Origin of the sequence: Roseobacter sp. N2S (assembly GCF_031454055.1) — a bacterium.
Lineage (GTDB): Bacteria > Pseudomonadota > Alphaproteobacteria > Rhodobacterales > Rhodobacteraceae > Amylibacter.
This window is the reverse complement of the sequence record NZ_JAVDQB010000004.1, coordinates 178,294-200,224: the sequence shown is the minus strand read 5'-3', so window position 1 is coordinate 200,224 and position 21,931 is coordinate 178,294. Positions and strand designations below refer to the sequence as shown.

The following is a 21,931-nucleotide window of genomic DNA, read 5'->3' as shown; positions in this document are numbered from 1 at the left end:
TCGTTTAAAGCCCCCGTTGCCCTTTGGTTTCGGGGGCTTTTTTCTGGGCTGTTGGTTGCAGGGTATCTGCCAAAGTGCGTAACAAGATCGCCTTTTTCAAAGGTTTGGACAGATGCCCGTTCATGCCGCTGGCCAGATATCCGGTGATCTGATGGGTCATGGAATTTGCTGTTAAGGCTATGATCGGGATGGCAGCGCGCCCGAGACATGTTTCATGGTGGCGGATATTGATCGTTGCATCCACGCCGCCCATGTGTGGCATGTTTATATCCATCAAGATCATATCATATTCGCCTTCTAGGGCGCTATCCACGGCCAACTGTCCGTTGCCGACAAAGGTTAAATCCAAATCGAAGTCTTTGAGTTGTTTGCTGAGAACCAACTGGTTCGTGCGATTGTCCTCTGCCACAAGAATTCGCCATTTTTGACTGGCCAAAATCTCTTGAGAGTGTTGGTCCGTTTGGGGCAGGGCGGTTTCCACAGTTTTCGCGGGCGCGACGCTGAATGTGGCGGTGAATACGGACCCCGTCCCAAATTCGCTTTCAACGCGGATGTCCCCGTTCATCAGGTTGCAAATCTGCCGAGAGATGGCCAGACCGAGACCAGTTCCGCCGTATTCGCGATTGACTGATGGGTCGAGCTGGTTAAACGGCTGAAATAAATCATCTAATTTATGTTTGGAAATACCGGTTCCACTGTCCGTGACGCGCACAATAAGCTTTAAACCCTGATCGGCCTGTAACAAGTCTACATCCACCAAAACCTGACCATTGGCCGTAAATTTAATCGCATTGGAAATTAGGTTCCCCGCAACCTGTCGCAGCCGCACAGGATCACCAGTGATCCATGTTTGTGCAGCGGGGCTGAGGTGAATGTCGAAGATCAGATTTTTCTCGGCAGCTTTCAGGGCATATAGCTGCTTTGTGGCGGCGAACAGCGCGGATAGGTCAAAGGGAATGTTTTCGATTTCCATCTGCCCCGCCTCAATCTTTGAAACATCGAGGATGTCATTAAGAACAGATAAAAGAATGCCGCCGGATTCCACAATTGTTGCCGCCATTTCAGCCTGCTCGCACGACAGGTCGGTTTCGCTCAAAGCCTCTGCCATGCCAAGGACACCGTTCAAGGGGGTTCGGATTTCATGGCTCATGCTGGCGAGGAAGATGCTTTTGGCCTGATTGCTTGCTTGTGCCGCCTGCATGGCTTTGTTCAACTCCGCCGTGCGTTTTGTGACTGTCCGTTCCAAAGCATCGGCTTGGCTGGTAAGTTTTTGATTTGCCTCCCAAAGAGCGCGGCTTTTATCGTCCAGCAGTTTTTCTGCCTCCTGACGGGCTTTCTTTTCCCGTTCGTAGCGCCGACGAGACACTTGTTCGCTTAGGGTGGGGGTCTTCACGCTACGCCCTAAGCTGCCAATTGAGACGCTGATCGGATTTGGAACACTGCCCCAAAACCGTCTTCCGTGCGTGTTTCAGTTTTTGAAATGGTCGCTTCTTCGTCGAAATGTTCAAGGCAGGCTTCGATCATACCTTGGCAGAAGTCCACCAAGGGACGTTCTGAAATATACACCATTTCAAAGGTTTGCCTATCAATGCGGCGCGTCGTAAAGGTTGGGAGTTCTACTTCTGGATAAAGTTTGCGCACTTCCACATGAACTTCACCCTCAATTGAATCGAGCATGGAAAAGGCATCGGCTTTGCCTTCGAAAAATTCAGTGTATCCTTTGGCAAATGTGCCAAAAATCCACTTTCCAAAGGCAATCTGCAAAAAGGTCGGGGAATGGCCTGTGTGGCGTGAAAACGCATCAACCAGCGTCATCAATTCACTACAAGGATAATTCCCGACGCTGGAATAGGCCCCGCCAGAGGCGAGTTCGACCGAATCCAGAATGTCGTCAACCGCCTCTTCACCAATCAGGGATTCGGCCATGGCCAGCAATTCAACAAAAACGACACCTTTCATAAGGCCCTCCATAGCTGTGTTGACCACAGGCTAGGGGAAGGATGTTAAAATGTGCCTAATGCAAAATGGGATTAATACCCCCGCCAGATCCAGCCACCGCCCCAGATGCGTGTGCCCTCGGGTTCGTAGAACACGCAGGCCTGACCCGGCGCGACGCCTTCTTCGGGGGATAGCAGGTCTACTTCGGCCTCGGTCGCGGAAATCGGGCGGATGATTGCCTCTTTTGGCGCGCGTGTGGATCGCACACGTACGGAAAGATGCCATTCCTCGCGGCTTTCAAAGGGTTCCTCACCCAGCCAGTTGATCTCGCGGATCGGGACGGTGCGGGTGGCAAGTGCCTCTTTCGGTCCGACGATGACGTGTTTCTTGTCCACGTCCAGCTTGACCACATACAAGGGTTCCCGACCGCCGATCCCAAGACCGCGCCGTTGGCCGACCGTATAATGGATCACACCTTTATGTTCGCCCAGAACTTCACCATCAAGATGCACGATTTGCCCCGGATCGGCCGCACCCGGGCGCAGCTTTTCGATCACAGCGGCATAAGACCCGTTTGGAACAAAACAAATGTCCTGACTGTCCGGTTTATCCGCCACGGGCAGGCCAAATTTCTTGGCCAGCGCACGGGTTTCTGCCTTGCTGCTTAAGTGGCCCAGCGGAAAACGAAGATAATCGAGTTGTTCCTGCTTGGTGGAAAACAGGAAATAACTTTGATCCCGATCCCCATCCGCCGCCTTGTGCAATTCCGCTTTTTCGGGCCCCATAAAGCGTTGGATGTAATGGCCCGTTGCCATACAATCCGCATCCAGATCCTTGGCGGTTTCCAGCAGATCGCGGAATTTGACCCGCTCGTTGCAGCGGATGCAAGGCACAGGGGTTGCCCCCGCCAGATAACTGTCAGCGAATTCGTCGATCACGCTTTCACGGAATTTGTTTTCATAATCCAGCACATAATGGGGAAAGCCCATTTCTTCGGCCACGCGGCGGGCATCGTGAATGTCACGCCCTGCACAACAGGCGCCCTTTTTGGCCAAAGCCGCGCCGTGGTCATATAATTGCAGTGTAATGCCAACCACATCATAGCCTTCGGACGCCAGTTGGGCCGCTACAACCGAGCTGTCCACGCCGCCAGACATGGCCACCAATACGCGTGTGTCTTTCGGGGCTTTGGCAAAACCCATAGAATTTAAAGCAATTTTAGGAGTGTCGAGTGCCATTGCATCGCCAATCATTAGAGGAGGGCCGATATATCGGGTTTATCATGGAATATAGTAAAACCCTATGTTTTCTCAAGAGCCGGGTTCACGAGTTCTTAGGAGTTTGGACAGAATTTGACCACACCAAAACAACCCAAAAAGGTGCCGTATGTATATACGAAAAGAAACCGGACCCGTTTTTGTTACCCTGCCGGATGGCAGTACCCTCAGTCGGTCTGATTTGCCGCCTAAAAACACCTCTCGCTGGGTGGCGCGTCGTAAGGCCAAGGTTGTGGCAGCTGTTGTCGGTGGGCTGATCACCGACCGTGAGGCCTGCGACACCTATGATTTAACTCAGGATGAACTGAGCGGCTGGATCTCAGCCGTCAAAAGCCATGGGCCAGCCGCGCTTAGGGTAACCGCAATTCAGAAATACAGGTAGGGGGAAGTATTTAATAAAATAAATAGACAACCTTAACGTGTATTGTTAAAAAAGGTTAAGAGCGTAACGTATAGTTAACCATCTGGTGGGACACTGGTTTGACAGAAACGAATTTACTTGGAGTTTATTATGCGCGTTCTACTTGTCGAAGATGACCCGACGACCTCTCGTAGTATCGAATTCATGTTGGCCAATGCCAACCTTAATGTCTATGCGACGGACCTCGGGGAAGAGGGTATAGATCTCGCAAAGCTATATGATTATGACCTTATCCTTCTTGATCTGAACTTGCCGGACATTAACGGCCATGAAGTGTTGCGCCAATTACGGGTGGCAAAAATTCAGACGCCGATCTTAATTTTATCGGGCAATGATGATGCTTCGGAAAAGGTAAAAGGCCTGGGTTTCGGGGCAGATGACTACCTGACAAAACCGTTTCACCGCGAAGAATTGGTTGCCAGAATTCACGCGATTGTCCGGCGTTCCAAAGGACATGCACAATCGGTGATTGAAACAGGTCGGATCTTGGTGAACCTTGACGCCAAGACAGTTTCCGTTGGTCCGGAAACGGTGCATTTGACGGGGAAAGAATACCAAATGCTGGAACTTTTGTCCCTGCGCAAAGGCACGACGCTGACCAAAGAGATGTTCTTGAACCATCTGTATGGCGGCATGGATGAACCAGAATTGAAAATTATCGACGTGTTCATCTGCAAACTCCGCAAAAAACTGGCAGAGGCGACGGGCGGCGAAAACTATATCGAAACCGTTTGGGGCCGTGGTTATGTTTTGCGTGACCCTATTGCGGACGAAGATGTACCAAAATTGGTCGCATCTGCATAAGACGATTGTAACGCCCAACGGCCCGTTTCTACTTTATGCTATCCTCCATAGCTCCGAGCAAAGGTCTCCGTTCTTCGGGGGCCTTTGTTTTTTAACAATCTACCGAATGAAAATGTCTCTGTTGTGAAAATGATCTGGCAATCTAATTGTGGACTAGACCCGCCTTACAGCCGCCCATAAAACGAATTCGGACCATCAGACTTTGGGGGAGATCAGCTATGCCAGCGGATCGCAACGCATCAGAATTAACAGAATCAGAAGCAGTGAGCGAACTTGCCCGACTGGCCAAAGTGCTGGAACAGGCGAATGCTGCGTATCATACAGAAGATGCCCCAAAAATATCTGACGCTGAATATGATCGCTTAAAACTGCGCAACGCCGAAATAGAATCGCTGTTTCCAACCCTGAAACGCGCAGACAGCCCGTCAGATCAAGTGGGCGGGCCCGTGTCTGAAGCCTTTGCCAAGGTGAAACACAGTCAACGCATGTTATCGCTTGGTAATGCTTTTAACGATGAAGATGTGGAGGATTTCACCAATCGGGTGCGTAAATATCTTGGCCTGCGCGAGACCGATCAGATTGCCTTTACGGCGGAACCCAAAATTGACGGACTCTCGCTTTCGCTACGCTATGAAAGAGGCGTTTTGGTTCAGGCTGCGACACGGGGCGATGGGGAAACCGGTGAAAATGTCACCAGAAACGCCCGCACAATCGCCAACATCCCGCAAAGATTAACGGGCGCGCCTGCAGTTTTGGAAGTGCGCGGCGAAGTTTATATGAGCCATGCTGATTTTGAAGCTCTGAACGCCAATCAGACGGCAAAAGGGGGGAAAGTCTTTGCCAATCCGCGGAATGCGGCGGCGGGCTCCTTGCGACAGTTGGATTCCGAAATCACCCGCCAACGCCCGTTGATGTTTTTTGCCTATGCTTGGGGGGAGGTGTCTGAACCTTTGGCCGAAACGCAGTTCGATTCGATCAAGCGGTTGGAGGCTTTGGGGTTTTCAACAAACCCACTCACTCGCCGCCTGACAAACACACAGGACATGCTGATTCACTATAAATCCATCGAAGAGCAGCGCGCGACCCTTGGATATGATATCGACGGGGTGGTTTATAAAGTCGACGATTTGACCCTGCAATCGCGGTTGGGCTTTCGTTCGACCACGCCTCGGTGGGCCATTGCCCATAAATTCCCCGCCGAAATCGCCCATACTTTTCTTGAAGCCATCGAAATTCAGGTCGGGCGTACCGGTGCGTTATCCCCGGTTGCGCGCCTGCATCCGGTCACTGTTGGCGGCGTGGTCGTATCGAACGCGACCCTGCATAATGCGGATTACATCGCGGGGCGTGACAGCAAAGGGGATCCGATCCGTGAAGGCCGTGATCTGCGGGTTGGCGATTGGGTAGAGGTTTACCGCGCAGGTGATGTCATTCCCAAAATTCGCGATGTTGACCTTAGCAAACGCCCCGCAGATTCAGTACCCTATGTGTTCCCGACCCATTGCCCAGAATGTGGATCTGATGTGGTGCGCGAAGACGGCGACAGCGCTGCCTATTGCTCGGGTGGGCTGATTTGCCCGGCACAAGCTGTTGAAAAATTGAAGCATTTTGTTTCACGATCGGCCTTTGACATAGATGGTCTTGGTGCAAAACAGGTTGAAATGTTCTTCCGCGATGACAGCCTGCCGATTAAAGAACCCGCGGATATTTTTACCCTGCAACAGCGTGATGAAGCCCAGTTTACCAAGTTGAAAAATCGTGATGGATTTGGCGATAAATCTGTAACCAATCTGTTTGCGGCGATTGATGAAAAACGTAAAATCCCGCTGAATCGCCTGATTTTTGCGCTTGGAATCCGCCATGTTGGGGAAACCAGCGCGGCCATGTTGGCGCGGCACTACACCAGTTGGGAAAATTTCTTTGCGGCGATGAAAGATGCGCGGGAAAAATCTGGTTCGGCTTGGGAAGAATTGTTGAATATTGACGGGCTCGGGGCGGTGATGGCCACGGCTTTGGTGGATGCGTTTCACACGGAAACCACGCGGGATGCGATTGCGCGGTTGGTCCAAGAACTTGATGTGCAGGATGTGGCCGCGCCAGACACGACAGGCAGTCCGGTTGCGGGAAAAATCGTTGTGTTTACCGGAACGCTCGAAAAAATGACCCGCGCCGAGGCAAAAGCCCGCGCCGAAGCTTTAGGCGCTAAGGTTTCTGGGTCGGTTTCGGCCAAGACCGATCTGGTGATCGCAGGACCGGGGGCAGGCAGTAAAGCCAAGAAAGCGCAAGATTTGGGGGTTGAACTGATTTCAGAGGATGATTGGCTCGAACTGATCGCAACAAGCAGCTAGGGTCCGAAGATGAGCCGCCGCCCCGAAATCCTGTTCCCGTTGTTTGCGGATCTGCCTGTTCTAGACGGGGTCGGGCCGAAAACTGCGCTGAATTTCGAAAAAATGGACGTAAAACGCCCGCGTGACCTGTTGTTTTTGCTACCCCACAGCTTGATCAACCGCCAAATTACCCCAAGCATACAGGACATCACCCCGCCCGCCGTCGCCACGGTAGAGGTCGTGGTCGGAAATCATACGCCCAACGCGGTTAAGGGCCGTCCGTACCGTGTGACGGTTCGGGATGCACAGACCAGTTTTCAACTGGTTTTCTTCCACGCTCGCGCGGATTGGCTGAACGAACAACTGCCGATCGGACAAAAGCGGGTGGTTTCGGGTAAAGTGGAAATTTTCGACAGTATCGCCCAGATGGTGCACCCAGATTACATTCTGCACCCCGATGCCGCTGACGCAATTCCTAAGAACGAGCCGCTATATTCACTGACCGCTGGAATTACCCAAAAGCAGATGTTTCGCGCTGCGCAAAGCGCTCTGCGCTTGGTTCCTGTATTGGAGGAGTGGATTGATCCCTCGGTTATGGAGAAATTCCAGTGGTCTGATTGGAAAGCAGCCATAGAAGCGGCCCATGCGCCCGCTTCAGGGGCGGATGTGCATGCCAGCGCCAAACCCCGCGCGCGCTTGGCTTATGATGAGATGCTGGCCCATCAACTGACACTTGCTTTGGCACGCAATTCTATTCGGCGCGCCAAAGGGATCGTTACCAAAGGCACGGGGGCGTTGCGCAATAAGGTGCTGAAATCCCTGCCATATTCCCCGACAAATGCACAGTTGCGGGCGTTCTCGGAAATCACCGAAGACATGGCAACTCCGCGCCGGATGAACCGGCTTTTGCAGGGGGATGTGGGTTCTGGCAAGACGTTGGTTGCGTTGATTGCATTGTTGGCTGCGGTGGAATCCGGCGGGCAGGGTGTTTTGATGGCGCCAACTGAAATCCTTGCACGGCAACATCTCGAAGGATTGCAACCGCTGGCGGCAGAGGCTGGCGTGGTGCTCGAAATTCTGACAGGACGGGATTCCGGGGCAGAGCGGCGCAAAAAACTGGCGGCTTTGGCCAAGGGTAACATTCAGATCCTTGTGGGCACCCATGCGGTGTTCCAAAAGGATGTGGAATTCGCCGATTTACGCCTTGCTGTGATTGACGAACAGCATCGCTTCGGGGTGCGTCAACGGCTTGATCTGGGGGCCAAAGGCGCGGCTGTCGATGTGTTGGTGATGACCGCCACGCCGATTCCCCGTTCGTTAGAGCTGGCGAATTACGGCGATATGGATGTTTCCGTACTGGATGAAAAGCCCGCAGGCCGCAAACCGATTGAAACGGTTCTGGTCTCCAACAAGCGGTTGGAGGAGGTGATTTCCCACCTGCGCAAAGCCATCGCTGACGGGCGACAGGCCTATTGGGTTTGTCCGCTGGTGGGCGAAAGTGAAACAAAAGACTGGGCGGCAACCGAAGAACGCTATCGTCTGTTGCGGCTGGCCTTGGGGGAAGAAAATGTCGGGATGGTGCACGGTCAGATGCCCCCTGCGGAAAAAGACGCGGCCATGGCGGATTTTGTGGCGGGGCGCAGTAAGGTGCTGGTGGCGACCACGGTGATTGAGGTCGGGGTGAATGTGCCCACGGCCAGCATTATGGTGATTGAACAGGCCGAAAGTTTCGGTTTGGCCCAGCTGCACCAGTTGCGCGGCCGTGTGGGGCGCGGGTCCGAGGCATCGACCTGTTTGCTGATGTACGGTACCCTTGGCAAAACGGCTGAACGGCGTTTGAAAACTATGCGGGATACCAACGACGGATTTCGGATCGCTGACGAAGATCTTCGCATTCGGGGGGCGGGCGATGTGTTGGGGGTGGCCCAATCCGGGCTGCCGCGCTTTCGGATTGCCGATCTGGAAAACCAGTCCGACCTGATGAAAATCGCGCAGGATGATGCGCGGTTGTTGCTGAGTCAGGACCCGGATCTGACGTCCAAACGGGGCGAGGCCGCGCGTGTTCTTCTGTACCTAATGGAACAGGATAAATCTATTCGTTATATTTCAGTGGGTTAACTGGTTCTGGTTAATATTTTGTTAAATGTTCTCATTTAGTTCTTGCTTTGGTGGAACATTTACGGAACATTGTGGGAACAGACTAGAACATAACCACCGAGGTTTGACAATGATCCGCGAAATGATCCGAATTCTAAGCTACAACACAACATCCGTCATCGAAGATATCGCCGGTGTTTCCGCTATCTTTGTGATGCTGGTCGTTGTCCTGCATCTGCCTGGTTACACTCTCTGAGTTTTCTGTCCGCGGTTTGTCGGCCGCACGCTGGATGTCAGGATGTCTCGTCCGTTTGACACCCGCCGTTCCCTTAACGGTTGGAAACGTTGCCTCGTTTCTATGTGCCCGATTGTCCTGGCCGCATTACTTTAGCGCCGCAGCTTCACAGCTTGCGGCGCTTTTTTTACGCTGCCTGCGATAGGGATTCCAGCGCGGTTACTGTGGCATCAAAGGCCAACAAGATTGATGCGTGGCGATTTTTATAGGCTTTGGCGGGGTCTAAAACCTCTAGCCCGTCAAAGGGAGCATCGGGTACGGGGCCGTCAGATTTCAACATTGCCGCCAATTGATCGCGGCCTTTGCGCACGGTTTCAAGGGATTGCCCGATCACCGCACCCCCCAGAACACTGGCTGATGCTTGTCCCAATGCGCAGGCTTTGACGTCCTGACCAAACGCGGAAATCACCCCGTTTTCCAGGCTAACATCCACCGTCACAGTAGAGCCACACAGCGGCGAGCGTTTCATCTGGCTGGCTTGTGGTGCATCAAGTCGTTCGGCATGGGGGATGTCAGCGGCCAGCGCGAGAATCCGGTTCGAATAGAGTTTTACCATTTCGGATGCGTCTGTCATCGCGCAGCCCTTCTATTTTTCAAGTTACCTCTATAATTAGGGCTCAAGCCCCCCGTTGGAAAGAGGAACCCGTCTGACATGACAAAATTTGATCCATCTTCGCTGAAATTTGATGACCGTGGTTTGCTACCCGCCATTGCCCAACAACATGACACGGGCGAGGTTTTGATGCTGGCCTGGATGAATGCGGATGCGGTGGCGCAGACGTTGGAAACGGGGAAAGTGACCTATTGGTCGCGTTCGCGCAGTGCATTTTGGGTTAAGGGGGAAACTTCGGGCCATACGCAAAAACTGATTGATATGCGGATAGATTGCGACCGCGATTGTATTTTGGTGTTGGTGGATCAGGTTGGGCCTGCCTGTCACACCAACCGGCGCAGTTGTTTTTACACCAGTGTGTTGGACGGCGAGGTCGAACTGTCCAAACCTATGGAATAAGCGCCGCACGCACGTCTGTTGGGGTCCAACCCTGTTCGCGCAGGGTTTGCAGCGCCAAAGCGTCATGGCGTTTGGCCAGACGTTTGCCTGTGTCATCACGGATCAATCGGTGATGTCGATAGGTGGGCGTGGGCAGATCCAGCAGGGTTTGCAACAGCACATGGATCGGCGTAGCGGGGGCCATATCTGCCCCGCGCGTCACATGGGTGATCTGCTGGGCGGCGTCATCCACCACCACCGCCAGATGATACGACGTTCCAATATCGCGCCGCGCCAGAACGATATCACCGCAGCGTTCTATCAAATAGGCGGCCTCTAGCGGCGTCCACCTGGGGGCCTCGCCGATCTCACGATAGCCCCGTTTCGACAGATCACCACACAGAGCAACCGCCTTGCGCATATCCAACCGCACCGCGTCCGCTGTTGTGCGATCAGCCATAGAGCGGGTGCAACAGGTACGTGGATAGATTACACCGTCTGGCCCAAACTGCTGGGCGGCACCTTCTTGGGGGGCGGATAGGGCCTCGGTTATGTCGCGGCGGGTACAGGCGCAGGGATAGCACAGGCCCATATCGGTCAGGCCCATATCGGTCAGGCGGGCTAATGCGGCATCATAGGATTGCATTCGTGTCGATTGGCGCATCACTGGCGTGGGCCAATTCAGGCCTAACCAGTGCAGGTCATCAAAAATCGCCTGTTCAAAAGCGGGTTTGCATCGGGCGGTGTCAATGTCTTCGATCCGCAACAAAAACTGCCCGCCGCGCGAGGTTGCCGCATCAAAGGCTGTAAGCGCAGAAAATGCATGACCCAGATGCAAAAAACCTGTGGGTGAGGGGGCAAAACGTTCGATGTTCACCGTTTGCGCAACACATAGACTTTGGAATTGATGTTCCGTTCCGGGAAATGGGGGCCGTAGTCCTTAAACAACAAGTCGAACCGGCACCCGTCAATAGCGTTCATCACAGCCCCTTCAAATTCGCGGCGCTCCAAGGTTTGATCGTTGAAAGAAAACACAAAATAGGCGCCGCTGTGCATTTGTTTCAGGATGTCATAAAACAGATCAATCGGCGCGGCCCCGATGCCGATCACCCCGATTGCGGCGACCACATCATAAGGCCCATGGGTGAAATCAAGCGGATGTTGCGGGTCAGACACCCATAGATTGCGGTAAATATCACGCGCGCTGGCACGGTCCAGCATTTCAGCCGTCATATCACACCCATCAAGCGTGGAAAACCCAACGGATTTAAGGGCTTGGCCTGATAATCCGGTGCCACAACCCACATCCAAAACCGCGCTGTCCAGTGATGCCAGCTTGGCAATGGCTGCGGCGCAGCGGGCAGGGGTTGCATAGCCGTTTTGCGCGATTTCATCGTCGTAAGTTTCGGCCCAATCCGCATAAAAATCGCGGGTCGCAGCAACAGAATCGAGCCCGTAAGCCCGATCCAAATGGTTCTTGTGTTCGCTCATGGCGGTTCCCTCTTGAGGGAAGTCTAGCGCCCGCTTAGGCGCTGTGCAACCAATCCTGCCAATCAACCTTGGCCCGATCCGTATAGGCTTTGTAGCGATCCTTGCGGTTGCGCCGCCCGCCTTTGACGTTCTCGACTAAGGGGAACAGGCCGAAATTCACGTTCATCGGCTGAAAGGTTTTAGCATCCGCACCGCCGGTAATATGGGTGACAAGCGCGCCCATAGCGGTGGTTTGGGGCACGTTTGGCAGGGAAATGCCATTGGACTCGGCCACGGCAAGACGTCCAGCCAAAAGACCCATGGCAGCGCTTTCCACATAGCCTTCAACCCCGGAAATCTGGCCTGCAAAGCGAATGTCGGGGCGGTTTTTCAGGCGCATCTGGTGGTCTAGCAAACGAGGAGAGTTGATAAACGTGTTGCGATGAATGCCACCAAGCCGTGCAAATTTTGCGTTTTCCAGCCCGGGAATCAGGGCAAGGGCCGCAGCCTGTTCGCCGTATTTCATCTTGGTTTGAAAGCCGACGATGTTGAACAAAGTCCCCAGCGCATTGTCACGGCGCAATTGCACGACCGCATAGGCTTTCACATCGGGTTGGTGCGGATTGGTCAGGCCAACAGGTTTCATCGGGCCAAAGCGCAGGGTTTCACGGCCCCGTTCCGCCATCACTTCGATCGGCAGGCAACCGTCGAAATATGGGGTGTCTTTTTCCCAATCCTTGAATTCTGTTTTGCCAGAATTCAACAGCGCGTCGATGAAAGCCTCGTAGGTTTCTTTGTCCATCGGGCAATTCAGATAGGCCGTGCGCTCTTCCTCGGTTTCTCCCTTGTCATAGCGGGATTGGAACCAGGCTTTGGACATATCAATGCTGTCGGCATAAACAATTGGTGCGATTGCATCAAAAAACGCCAGCGAGGTTTCATCCGTTACCGCCAAAATCGACTGCGCCAAAGCAGAGGAGGTCAATGGCCCTGTCGCAATGATGGTCTGGCCCCATTCGGCAGGGGGAATTTCAGTGACTTCACCCCGTTCTAACGTCACCAGCGGATGGTTTAACAGCCGTTCGGTCACAGCCGCGGCAAAGGGTTCGCGGTCTACGGCCAGCGCGCCGCCAGCGGGTAATTTGTGTTTTTCGGCCATTTCCATGATCAGGCTGCCGGCTTCGCGCATTTCCCAATGCAACAAGCCAACAGCGTTGGACTCATGGTCGTCCGAGCGGAAAGAGTTCGAGCAGACAAGTTCTGCCAGATCACTGGTTTGATGGGCGAAAGTGCCCACGTCTGGACGCATCTCGTGGATGACCACGGGCTGTCCTGCTTGAACGGCTTGCCATGCTGCTTCGCTGCCGGCCATGCCGCCGCCGATGATGTGAATAGGTTTGTTCATGTAGTGGCATTTAGGGCAGAGCGCTGTGAAAGAAAAGCGGCAATGTAAAAAGCAATGTCCCCACTGCGGTAGGGGTTCGCAGTGGGGACAGGTAACGCGCCTTAAAAGGCAGCAGGGGGCCTAGTAGATGGGTAGCAGACCCCTTTACCGCGTTCACTGAACGTCAAAGTGACGTGGCGGTAAAGGTAAAAATACGCAAAGGCGCCTTTGCAAAAATGATCACTCATCTCTGTGGTTGCATAAGGATTACCTAGGGTAGTTTTGGCAACAAAATCAATAAAAACGTGGTCGTTTTAACAGCCAATGGTTGCAAAAGACTCCTCCAGCCACTTGGTTGTGCTGCGTAAAACCGCGTCTTCTTTTCGGGATTCGTGAAACAACAGCCATAACTCACGCAGCCGCATTTCCCGTTGGGGCTGCAAAGGCATCAGGTCATTTGTGGTTTGCATCATGATTTCAGGCAGGATACCTGGCCGACCGGTTTCGCGCATGGCGCAATAGATTGACCGGAAAGATGCCAGCCGCAGCGTGGGTTCGCAGTTGAAATAGGAAAGCCCGTTTTTCATTTCAGGAGTCCAGTCCAGATCAAAGGGCAAACCGATCCAGTCCTGACTTTTGGTGTCAGAGGTGGCAAATACGCCCATCCTGATGTTCGCAATGCGCCGTGCCACCAGTCGGCCCTCGGTCGGGCGGGTCAGGCGCAGGGCGATATCCGCTTCGCCATAGGCCAGACTGACTTTCTTGTTATTGGCTGAGAGTTCCAGCGTCACATTGGGATGCTGTTCACAGAAGTCCGGCAGTGTTTTGCTAAGAACCTCGTTGATCAGAAATTCAAGCCCCGAGACGCGGATAATCTGATGGGATTGCTGCGCATTTGCGGTTGCGGCGTTAAAGGTTTGCAATTCGTCACTGAAACTGGCGGCCATTTCGAATAAGCGCCGCCCTTCAGAGGTCAGTTCCCATTCAGAGGCGCTTTTTCGGAACAGAACCGCATTTGCGGCCTCGTTCAGCCGTCTGATGCGGCGGGAAACCGTGGCGGTGTTGGTACGCAGGTGCCGTGCGGCCTTGGACATAGAGCCATAGCGCGCCAAAGCCACGGCAAATCGCAGATCGTCCCAGTTTTCCATGCTAACCCACCTACCTGCCTACAAATAATACGCTAGGCGCGGTTTGGCGGATGGTCAAGAAGAGGCGCAATTTCTTACGCCTCTTCTTGGGATTTATTCGGATTTACCTAAGGTTATTCCTCTGAAGGGGTCCCGTCGTCAACCTCAGTCACTTCTTCATCGCCCTGTTCGGCAATATAGGCGACAGAAACAACTTTTTCGCCTTTTGCAGTGTTAAAGACCGTCACACCCGAAGATGTGCGTCCTTGTCTGGAAATTCCGGACACGGGGCAGCGGATGGATTGGCCGGTCGAGGTGGCCAACATGATCTGGTCGTCCTCATCCACCGTAAAGCTGGCGATGATACGGTCGTTGCGTCGGCCCAGATTAGCGGCGGCAATGCCTTGTCCGCCACGGCCCGCAACGCGGTATTCATGGGCCGAAGACCGTTTGCCATAGCCACCGGATGTGACCGTCAGGATCCATTGTTCCAAAGCGCCAAGTTCCGCATAGCGTTCAGACGAGATCGTGGTGCTGCCAGCTTCTTCGACGTCGCCCGACTCTTCGCCTGTAACAGCGCGGCGCATTTTGAAATAGGCGGCCCGTTCATCTGGGCTGGCATCCACGTGACGAATAACAGCCATAGAGACAACTGAATCCCCTTCTGCCAATCGAATCCCGCGCACACCCGTACTGTCACGGCCTTTAAAGACGCGCACATCGGTGACAGGGAAGCGGATTGCCTTGCCAAGTTCGGTTGTCAACAGGAAGTCATCGGATTCCGTGGCGATATTCACGTTCACGATTGCAGAATCTTCGGGCAGTTTCATCGCAATCTTGCCGTTGGATTTCACATTGGTGAAATCGCTGAGCGCGTTGCGGCGTACGTCGCCTGCGGTTGTGGCAAAGACGATGTGCAGATTGTCCCATTCATCCTCTGGCACGTCCACGGGCATGATTGCCGCGATAGAAACGCCCGCTGGAATTGGCAGGATATTCACGATGGCCTTGCCCCGTGAGTTACGGCCACCAGGGGGCAGACGCCAGGTCTTTAACTTGTAAACCATCCCGTCTGTGGTGAAAAACAGCAGCGGAGTATGGGTGTTGGCGACGAACAGGTTGGTGACGAAATCCTCGTCCTTGGTGTTCATGCCTTGCAGGCCTTTACCACCCCGTTTCTGCGCGCGGTAATCCGCCAGAATGGTGCGTTTGATATAGCCAGAGTTGGTGATCGTGACCACCATGTCTTCCCGTTCGATCAGGTCTTCGTCGTCCATGTTATCAACATGTTCCACGATTTCAGACCGCCGCGGCACAGCAAACATTTCACGCACTTCAGCCAGTTCGGTTGAGATGATCGCCATGATCCGCTCGCGCGAGCGCAGGATTTCCAGATAGTCGCTGATTTTGGCGGCCAGTTCTTCCAACTCGTCCGTAACTTCTTTTACGCCTAGGGCGGTCAGACGTTGCAGACGCAGTTCCAGAATTGCGCGGGCTTGGACTTCGGACAGATTGTAGGTTCCATCCTCGTTCACGGTATGGCTCGGATCGTCGATCAGCTTGATATATTGAACGATATCATGGGCTGGCCAAGCGCGGGTCATCAACCGCTCGCGGGCTTCTGCCGGATCGGCGGAACTGCGGATTGTGGCGACGATTTCGTCTACGTTTGATACGGCAACCGCCAAGCCACACAGGATGTGACTGCGTTCACGAGCCTTGCGCAATTCGAATGCGGTGCGCCGTGCAACAACTTCTTCGCGGAATTTGATGAAGCTGGACAGGAAACCGTGCAGGGTCAACTGTTCAGGACGACCACCATTCAGCGCCAGCATGTTACAGCCAAAGGACGTTTGCAGCGAGGTGAAGCGGAACAATTGGTTCAGAACCACTTCGGGGGTGGCATCCCGTTTCAGTTCTACAACCACGCGCACGCCGATCCGGTCGGATTCGTCTTGGACGTGGGCAATGCCTTCGATCTTTTTGTCCCGTGCCAGTTCTGCGATTTTTTCAATCATGGTGGATTTATTCACCTGATAGGGAATTTCATCCACGATAATGGCATAGCGGTCCTTGCGGATTTCCTCGATACGGGTTTTTGCGCGGATGATGACAGAACCGCGCCCTTCGGCATAGGCTTTGCGTGCGCCCGAACGGCCCAGAATAATCCCGCCGGTGGGGAAATCCGGGGCGGGGACATATTCCATCAATTGCAGGCTGTCCAAATCCGGATTATCCATCAGCGCAAGGGTCGCGTCGATCACTTCACCCAGATTGTGCGGCGGGATATTTGTGGCCATACCAACCGCAATACCGCCCGCGCCGTTTACCAACATGTTTGGATAACGGGCAGGTAGAACCGTTGGTTCACGGTCTTTGCCATCGTAGTTGTCTTGAAAATCGACGGTATCTTTGTCGATATCCGCCAGCAAACTGGCCGCAGGCTTGTCCATGCGCACTTCGGTATACCGCATGGCCGCAGCACTGTCGCCGTCCATCGACCCAAAGTTACCCTGACCATCCAGCAGGGGCAGCGACATGGAAAAGTCCTGCGCCATCCGCACCAGCGCGTCATAAATCGCCGCGTCACCGTGGGGGTGGTATTTCCCCATAACATCGCCCACAGGCCGTGCAGATTTACGGTAGGATTTATCGTGGGTGTTGCCGGTTTCATGCATGGCATACAGAATCCGACGGTGCACGGGTTTCAACCCGTCGCGCAGATCGGGGATCGCGCGGCTGACAATCACGCTCATGGCGTAATCGAGATAGGAGGTTTTCATCTCCTCCTCGATAGAGATTGTCGGGCCGTGATGTACGGCGCGTTCGGGGGGAGTTATCGGCTGATCTTCTGTCTCGTCGGTCAAGTCTGGCCGCCTTGCTGTTATGCACAATATCTAGTGGAACATCTATAAACCAGCCTCAGGATAAGGGCAATCTTTGAGCCGTGTTTTCGGCAGGAATTTGCAAAAAATCCTGCGATTTTCGGATGGTTCAGGGGGCTGGTAGGCGTCATCGCGCAGTGGATGGTTTGTAAGGCCGGATACGGGGCAAAAGAGAGGGGTGGAAATAGACTGTCTGATACAAAAGTGGCCCCGAAAGAAGGGGCCACAAATCGTAAATCTTTTTGGTATTTAGAACGGGATTTCGTCATCCAGATCAGAGCTGCCACCGCCGCCCTGTGATCCGCCGCCGTAGTTGCCGCCACCGCCGCCGCTGCCACCACCGTAGCCACCGCCACCTTGGTCATAGCCACCGCCGCCGCCACCTTGGTCGTAACCGCCGCCGCTGTTACCGCCACCGCCGCCTTCACCGCGACCGTCCAGCATGGTTAATGTGCCGTTAAACCCTTGCAGCACGACCTCGGTGGAATACCGGTCTGCGCCGCTTTGGTCTTGCCATTTGCGGGTTTGCAACTGGCCCTCAACAAACACCTTGGAACCTTTGCGCAGGTATTGCTCGCAGACGCGCACCAAACCTTCGCTAAAGACCGAGACCTGATGCCATTCGGTTTTTTCACGGTTTTCGCCCGTGCTTTTGTCGCGCCAGCGTTCGGATGTTGCGATGCGCAGATTGCACACTTTGCCACCGTTCGGGAACGACCGCACTTCGGGGTCGCGGCCCAGATTTCCGATCAACATAACCTTGTTCAAACTGCCAGCCATTGGCGTGTCTCCCTTAACTCGAATCTTTGGTGCTTTCTTGCGTCAGTGGTAGTTAACCATGTTCTCTGTGCCCTGCAACCAATGAAGAAACCGCTAACAAATCGGGGCAGACAGGTCTTATCTGGCCAAACCCTGTAAAAGGCGATACATAGAGCAGCAAGAATTGGTTGGGCAGGGGCGTCCTAAATGCATAAGACGATTGCAAGTATTATTGTGCTGGCTGTTGGGCTTGGTCCGGTGGCGGGCTATGCCGATGTAACGAAATCGTCCAAAAACCGCTCTCGGATTTCTTCAAGTCATTCCAATCTGATTGATAAACGGCTGTCAAAGCAATACTCCAGTTCGTCGCGATTGCTGCCCAATCATGATCGCCTTGATTTGGTTCCGCGCTACACGGGCGCCTATAAAGGTGTCTATAAACCCATGGCCGAGGCTGCCGCGCGCAAACATGGTGTGCCGGTGGATTTGTTTAATCGGCTGGTGCAGCAGGAAAGCAACTGGAACCCCAAGGCCAAAAGCCACGCAGGGGCGATCGGGCTGGCGCAGTTGATGCCGTTTACCGCCCGCAAACTTGGGGTTAACCCCCATGATCCGCGCGAAAACCTGGAAGGTGGTGCGCGCTATCTAAAGCAGCAATACGCCAAATTCCGCAGCTGGCGTCTGGCGCTGGCCGCTTATAACGCGGGCCCGGCGGCTGTGGAAAAATACAACGGCGTGCCGCCCTACAAAGAAACCACCAACTATGTGAAAGTGATTTTGGGCAAGTAGCACCTGAAATCCCGCGTATGCTGACAACTTCTGGCAGCAGGCTGCTTTGTTCCTGTCATGTTCGCGCAATGTTCCCGCTTTTTTATTGGCATTCCGGCCCTGATGGCCTAGGTATTGTCGGGTCTTGGGGGCAGAGCAATGGCTGAACTGAAAAACATCGAAATCCGCGGCGCGCGGGAACACAATCTTAAGAACATTGACGTGGATATTCCGCGGGACCAACTGGTTGTAATCACGGGGCTTTCCGGCTCTGGGAAATCATCACTGGCGTTTGATACCATCTATGCCGAGGGCCAGCGCCGTTATGTGGAATCACTGTCGGCCTATGCACGTCAGTTCCTGGATATGATGCAAAAACCGGATGTAGATCACATTTCCGGTCTCTCGCCTGCGATTTCGATCGAGCAAAAAACCACATCGAAAAATCCCCGCTCTACCGTAGGCACGGTAACCGAGATTTACGACTATATGCGGCTGTTGTTCGCCCGTGTTGGTACGCCGTATTCCCCCGCGACAGGGTTACCGATTGAAGCCCAGCAAGTGTCTGAAATGGTGGATCGCATCATGCAGATGGAAGAGGGCACACGTGCCTATCTGCTGGCCCCCATCGTGCGGGATCGCAAAGGCGAATATCGCAAGGAATTCGCTGAATTGAAAAAATCGGGCTTTCAGCGGGTTAAGGTGAATGGTGATTTCCATGATCTGGATGAACCGCCCAAACTGGATAAGAAATTCCGCCACAACATTGATGTGGTCGTAGACCGTCTGGTGGTGAAAGAGGGGCTGGAAACACGGCTGGCCGACAGCCTGCGCACTGCCCTTGATCTGGCGGATGGTATTGCGATTCTGGAAACCGCCCCGAAAGAAGGCGATCCAGAGCGGTTCACCTTTTCAGAAAAATTTGCCTGTCCAGTCAGTGGCTTCACCATTTCCGAAATCGAACCGCGACTGTTTTCGTTTAACGCGCCATTCGGGGCCTGTCCTGAATGTGATGGTCTGGGGGTAGAGTTGTTCTTTGACGAACGTCTTGTGGTGCCAGATCCGTCACTGTCCTTGTACAAAGGTGCATTGGCGCCTTGGGCCAAAGGGAAATCCCCCTATTTCCGCCAAACCATTGAGGCCATCGCCCGCCATTATGAATTCGATAAGGATTTGGCGTGGAAAGACCTGCCAGCCCATGTGCAACAATTGATGCTGCACGGTTCCGGTGATGAGGAAATCAAATTCCGCTACGATGAAGGCGGTCGCGTTTACGAAGTGTCCCGCGCCTTTGAAGGGGTGATCCCGAATATGGAACGACGCTACCGTGAAACGGATAGCAACTGGATCCGCGAAGAATTCGAACGCTATCAAAACAACCGCCATTGCGGCACATGTGACGGCTATCGCCTGCGCCCCGAAGCACTTGCCGTGAAAATCGGCGGGTTGCATGTGGGGCAGGTGGTCCAGATGTCTATTTCCGAGGCACGGGACTGGGTGGAAAATATCCCGAGCGAACTGTCGAACCAGAAAAACGAAATCGCCCGTGCCATCCTGAAGGAAATCCGCGAACGGTTGGGCTTTTTGGTGAATGTCGGCCTGAATTATCTGACACTTTCGCGCAATTCAGGCACTTTGTCGGGGGGCGAAAGCCAGCGTATCCGGCTTGCCAGCCAGATCGGGTCTGGCCTGACAGGGGTGCTGTATGTGTTGGACGAACCTTCTATCGGTCTGCACCAACGGGACAATGACCGCCTGTTGATTACGCTGAAAAACCTGCGGGATCAGGGCAATACGGTGATCGTGGTCGAACACGACGAAGAAGCCATCCGTGAGGCCGATTTTGTGTTGGATATTGGTCCGGGGGCTGGGGTGCATGGCGGTGAAATCATCGCCAAAGGCACGCCTGCGCAGATTGCCAAGAATAAGAAATCTATTACGGGTCAGTATCTTACTGGAAAACGAAGCATTCCTATCCCGACCGAGCGGCGCAAAGGCAACGGCAAAGCGCTGGTTGTCGAAGGGGCCACGGGCAACAACCTGAAAAACGTGACGGCCACATATCCTTTGGGTACGTTTTGCTGTGTGACGGGTGTATCTGGCGGCGGAAAATCAACGTTGACCATTGAAACGCTGTTCAAAACGGCCTCTATGCGTCTGAACGGTGCGAAGCAGACACCAGCACCTTGTGAGGCGATCAAAGGGCTGCAATATCTGGACAAGGTTATCGACATTGACCAGCGCGCGATTGGGCGCACGCCGCGATCCAATCCAGCCACCTATACGGGCGCATTTACCCCGATCCGCGACTGGTTTGCGGGCCTGCCCGAGGCGAAAGCCCGTGGTTATAAACCCGGCCGCTTTTCGTTTAACGTCAAAGGCGGACGTTGCGAGGCCTGTCAGGGTGACGGTCTGATCAAGATCGAAATGCACTTTTTGCCCGATGTGTATGTGACCTGTGAAAGCTGCGCGGGCAAACGTTATAACCGCGAAACGCTGGAAGTTTTGTTTAAAGGCAAAAGCATAGCCGATGTTCTGGACATGACGGTTGAGGACGCGGAGACGTTTTTTCAGGCGGTCCCGTCCATTCGGGATAAAATGACAGCGCTGTTGCGGGTCGGGCTGGGTTATATCAAGGTCGGTCAGCAGGCCACAACCCTGTCTGGCGGGGAAGCCCAGCGGGTGAAACTTTCCAAAGAGCTGTCGAAACGGTCTACGGGTCGGACACTTTATATTCTGGATGAACCGACCACGGGGCTGCACTTCGAAGATGTGCGTAAGCTGTTGGAAGTGCTGCATGAACTGGTCGAACAGGGCAATTCGGTGCTGGTGATCGAACATAATCTGGACGTGATCAAAACCGCTGACCATATCATTGATATCGGTCCTGAAGGCGGCGATGGCGGCGGTGAGATTGTGGCGACTGGCACGCCCGAGCAGGTTGCGCAGATCGAATCCAGCCACACGGGACGCTATCTGAAAGAGATGTTAGAGCCCAAGCAAGTTGCTGCCGAGTAGTCGCGGCAGGGCAAGTCTGGCTTGCCCTGCATATGTCTGTTCAAATCAGCGTTTGCTAAGACCAATGGCCGCCAGAATTGCAATTGCAGAAAGCGCAACAGCTCCGGCTGCGTTGTTATTATGCTCTGCCGGGCGCATGTTTCCGCGATAGACATGATTTTTCGAAACGGTTTGTTTGCTACTACGCGCGTTGTGCTGGCTGGAATAATTCTGGCTGCGTTTGTCATAATTCCCGTCATACCCACCAGACTGTTGGTTCTGTGTATAGTGGTTTTGCTGTGTATAGCGGGATTGCGCAGTTGCAGTCAGCGGCAAACACAGGCTAGCGGCGAGCATTGTAATCATTGAAAGTTTACGCATTGTTTTATCT

The 21,931-nt window shown here is 53.8% G+C and carries 18 protein-coding genes; 7 read left to right on the top strand and 11 right to left on the bottom strand.

Annotated elements, in window-relative coordinates:
- Positions 1-4: 4 nt before the first annotated feature.
- The 3 genes from GGE09_RS12145 to mnmA all read right to left on the bottom strand — a co-directional run bounded on the left by GGE09_RS12145 (position 5) and on the right by mnmA (position 3,176).
- Positions 5-1,393, bottom strand: coding sequence for an ATP-binding protein (locus GGE09_RS12145; RefSeq protein WP_309746399.1), 1,389 nt, complete (start codon positions 1,391-1,393; stop codon positions 5-7).
- Positions 1,394-1,401: 8 nt separating this feature from the next.
- Entirely contained in the window at positions 1,402-1,959 is a 558-nt protein-coding gene (locus GGE09_RS12140) for a heme NO-binding domain-containing protein (protein WP_309746398.1), read from the bottom strand.
- A gap of 71 nt (positions 1,960-2,030) precedes the next feature.
- Positions 2,031-3,176, bottom strand: a complete 1,146-nt coding sequence (mnmA, locus tag GGE09_RS12135) for a tRNA 2-thiouridine(34) synthase MnmA (RefSeq protein ID WP_309746397.1) — start codon at positions 3,174-3,176, stop codon at positions 2,031-2,033.
- 148 nt (positions 3,177-3,324) lie between these two features.
- Between mnmA and GGE09_RS12130 the strand changes: the two genes are divergently transcribed.
- The 4 genes from GGE09_RS12130 to recG all read left to right on the top strand — a co-directional run bounded on the left by GGE09_RS12130 (position 3,325) and on the right by recG (position 8,885).
- Entirely contained in the window at positions 3,325-3,597 is a 273-nt protein-coding gene (locus GGE09_RS12130; RefSeq protein ID WP_309746396.1) for a DUF1153 domain-containing protein, read from the top strand.
- 129 nt (positions 3,598-3,726) lie between these two features.
- Positions 3,727-4,440 carry a response regulator transcription factor CtrA gene (gene ctrA / locus GGE09_RS12125; protein WP_309746395.1) on the top strand — a complete coding sequence of 238 codons (714 nt, stop codon included), beginning with the start codon at positions 3,727-3,729 and terminating at the stop codon, positions 4,438-4,440.
- Positions 4,441-4,658: 218 nt separating this feature from the next.
- Positions 4,659-6,788 (top strand): NAD-dependent DNA ligase LigA, encoded by a 2,130-nt coding sequence (gene ligA, locus GGE09_RS12120; RefSeq protein WP_309746394.1) that lies wholly within the window; start codon positions 4,659-4,661, stop codon positions 6,786-6,788.
- 9 nt (positions 6,789-6,797) lie between these two features.
- The gene (recG, locus tag GGE09_RS12115; protein WP_309746393.1) at positions 6,798-8,885 is read left to right on the top strand and encodes an ATP-dependent DNA helicase RecG; all 2,088 of its coding nucleotides are present in this window, start codon (positions 6,798-6,800) and stop codon (positions 8,883-8,885) included.
- 401 nt (positions 8,886-9,286) lie between these two features.
- On the opposite strand, the gene GGE09_RS12110 is transcribed toward recG, so the two are convergent.
- Positions 9,287-9,733 (bottom strand): iron-sulfur cluster assembly scaffold protein, encoded by a 447-nt coding sequence (locus tag GGE09_RS12110; protein WP_309746392.1) that lies wholly within the window; start codon positions 9,731-9,733, stop codon positions 9,287-9,289.
- A gap of 78 nt (positions 9,734-9,811) precedes the next feature.
- Here GGE09_RS12110 and hisI point away from each other — a divergent pair, with 78 nt between their 5' ends.
- Positions 9,812-10,171 (top strand): phosphoribosyl-AMP cyclohydrolase, encoded by a 360-nt coding sequence (hisI, locus tag GGE09_RS12105; protein WP_309746391.1) that lies wholly within the window; start codon positions 9,812-9,814, stop codon positions 10,169-10,171.
- Here hisI and gluQRS read toward each other — a convergent pair.
- From gluQRS to ssb, 6 genes are all read right to left on the bottom strand, one after another.
- Complete coding sequence (gluQRS, locus tag GGE09_RS12100) at positions 10,161-11,027, bottom strand: tRNA glutamyl-Q(34) synthetase GluQRS (protein ID WP_309746390.1); 867 nt, start codon at positions 11,025-11,027, stop codon at positions 10,161-10,163. The two genes, hisI and gluQRS, sit on opposite strands and share 11 nt — an antisense overlap.
- The gene (locus tag GGE09_RS12095; RefSeq protein WP_309746389.1) at positions 11,024-11,641 is read right to left on the bottom strand and encodes a methyltransferase domain-containing protein; all 618 of its coding nucleotides are present in this window, start codon (positions 11,639-11,641) and stop codon (positions 11,024-11,026) included. Before GGE09_RS12095 ends, gluQRS begins: the two co-directional genes overlap by 4 nt.
- 34 nt (positions 11,642-11,675) lie before the next feature.
- Positions 11,676-13,025 carry a methylenetetrahydrofolate--tRNA-(uracil(54)-C(5))-methyltransferase (FADH(2)-oxidizing) TrmFO gene (gene trmFO / locus GGE09_RS12090; protein WP_309746388.1) on the bottom strand — a complete coding sequence of 450 codons (1,350 nt, stop codon included), beginning with the start codon at positions 13,023-13,025 and terminating at the stop codon, positions 11,676-11,678.
- A gap of 293 nt (positions 13,026-13,318) precedes the next feature.
- Positions 13,319-14,152, bottom strand: coding sequence for a LysR family transcriptional regulator (locus GGE09_RS12085; RefSeq protein ID WP_309746387.1), 834 nt, complete (start codon positions 14,150-14,152; stop codon positions 13,319-13,321).
- Between the two features lie 113 nt (positions 14,153-14,265).
- Entirely contained in the window at positions 14,266-16,998 is a 2,733-nt protein-coding gene (gene gyrA / locus GGE09_RS12080; RefSeq protein WP_309746386.1) for a DNA gyrase subunit A, read from the bottom strand.
- Positions 16,999-17,265: 267 nt separating this feature from the next.
- Entirely contained in the window at positions 17,266-17,796 is a 531-nt protein-coding gene (gene ssb, locus GGE09_RS12075) for a single-stranded DNA-binding protein (protein ID WP_309746385.1), read from the bottom strand.
- 186 nt (positions 17,797-17,982) lie between these two features.
- Here ssb and GGE09_RS12070 point away from each other — a divergent pair, with 186 nt between their 5' ends.
- Complete coding sequence (locus GGE09_RS12070) at positions 17,983-18,564, top strand: lytic transglycosylase domain-containing protein (RefSeq protein ID WP_309746384.1); 582 nt, start codon at positions 17,983-17,985, stop codon at positions 18,562-18,564.
- Between the two features lie 138 nt (positions 18,565-18,702).
- Positions 18,703-21,561 (top strand): excinuclease ABC subunit UvrA, encoded by a 2,859-nt coding sequence (gene uvrA / locus GGE09_RS12065; protein WP_309746383.1) that lies wholly within the window; start codon positions 18,703-18,705, stop codon positions 21,559-21,561.
- 45 nt (positions 21,562-21,606) lie between these two features.
- Here the strand turns inward: uvrA and GGE09_RS12060 are convergent, their stop codons facing one another.
- The gene (locus tag GGE09_RS12060) at positions 21,607-21,921 is read right to left on the bottom strand and encodes a hypothetical protein (RefSeq protein ID WP_309746382.1); all 315 of its coding nucleotides are present in this window, start codon (positions 21,919-21,921) and stop codon (positions 21,607-21,609) included.
- Positions 21,922-21,931: the final 10 nt, after the last annotated feature.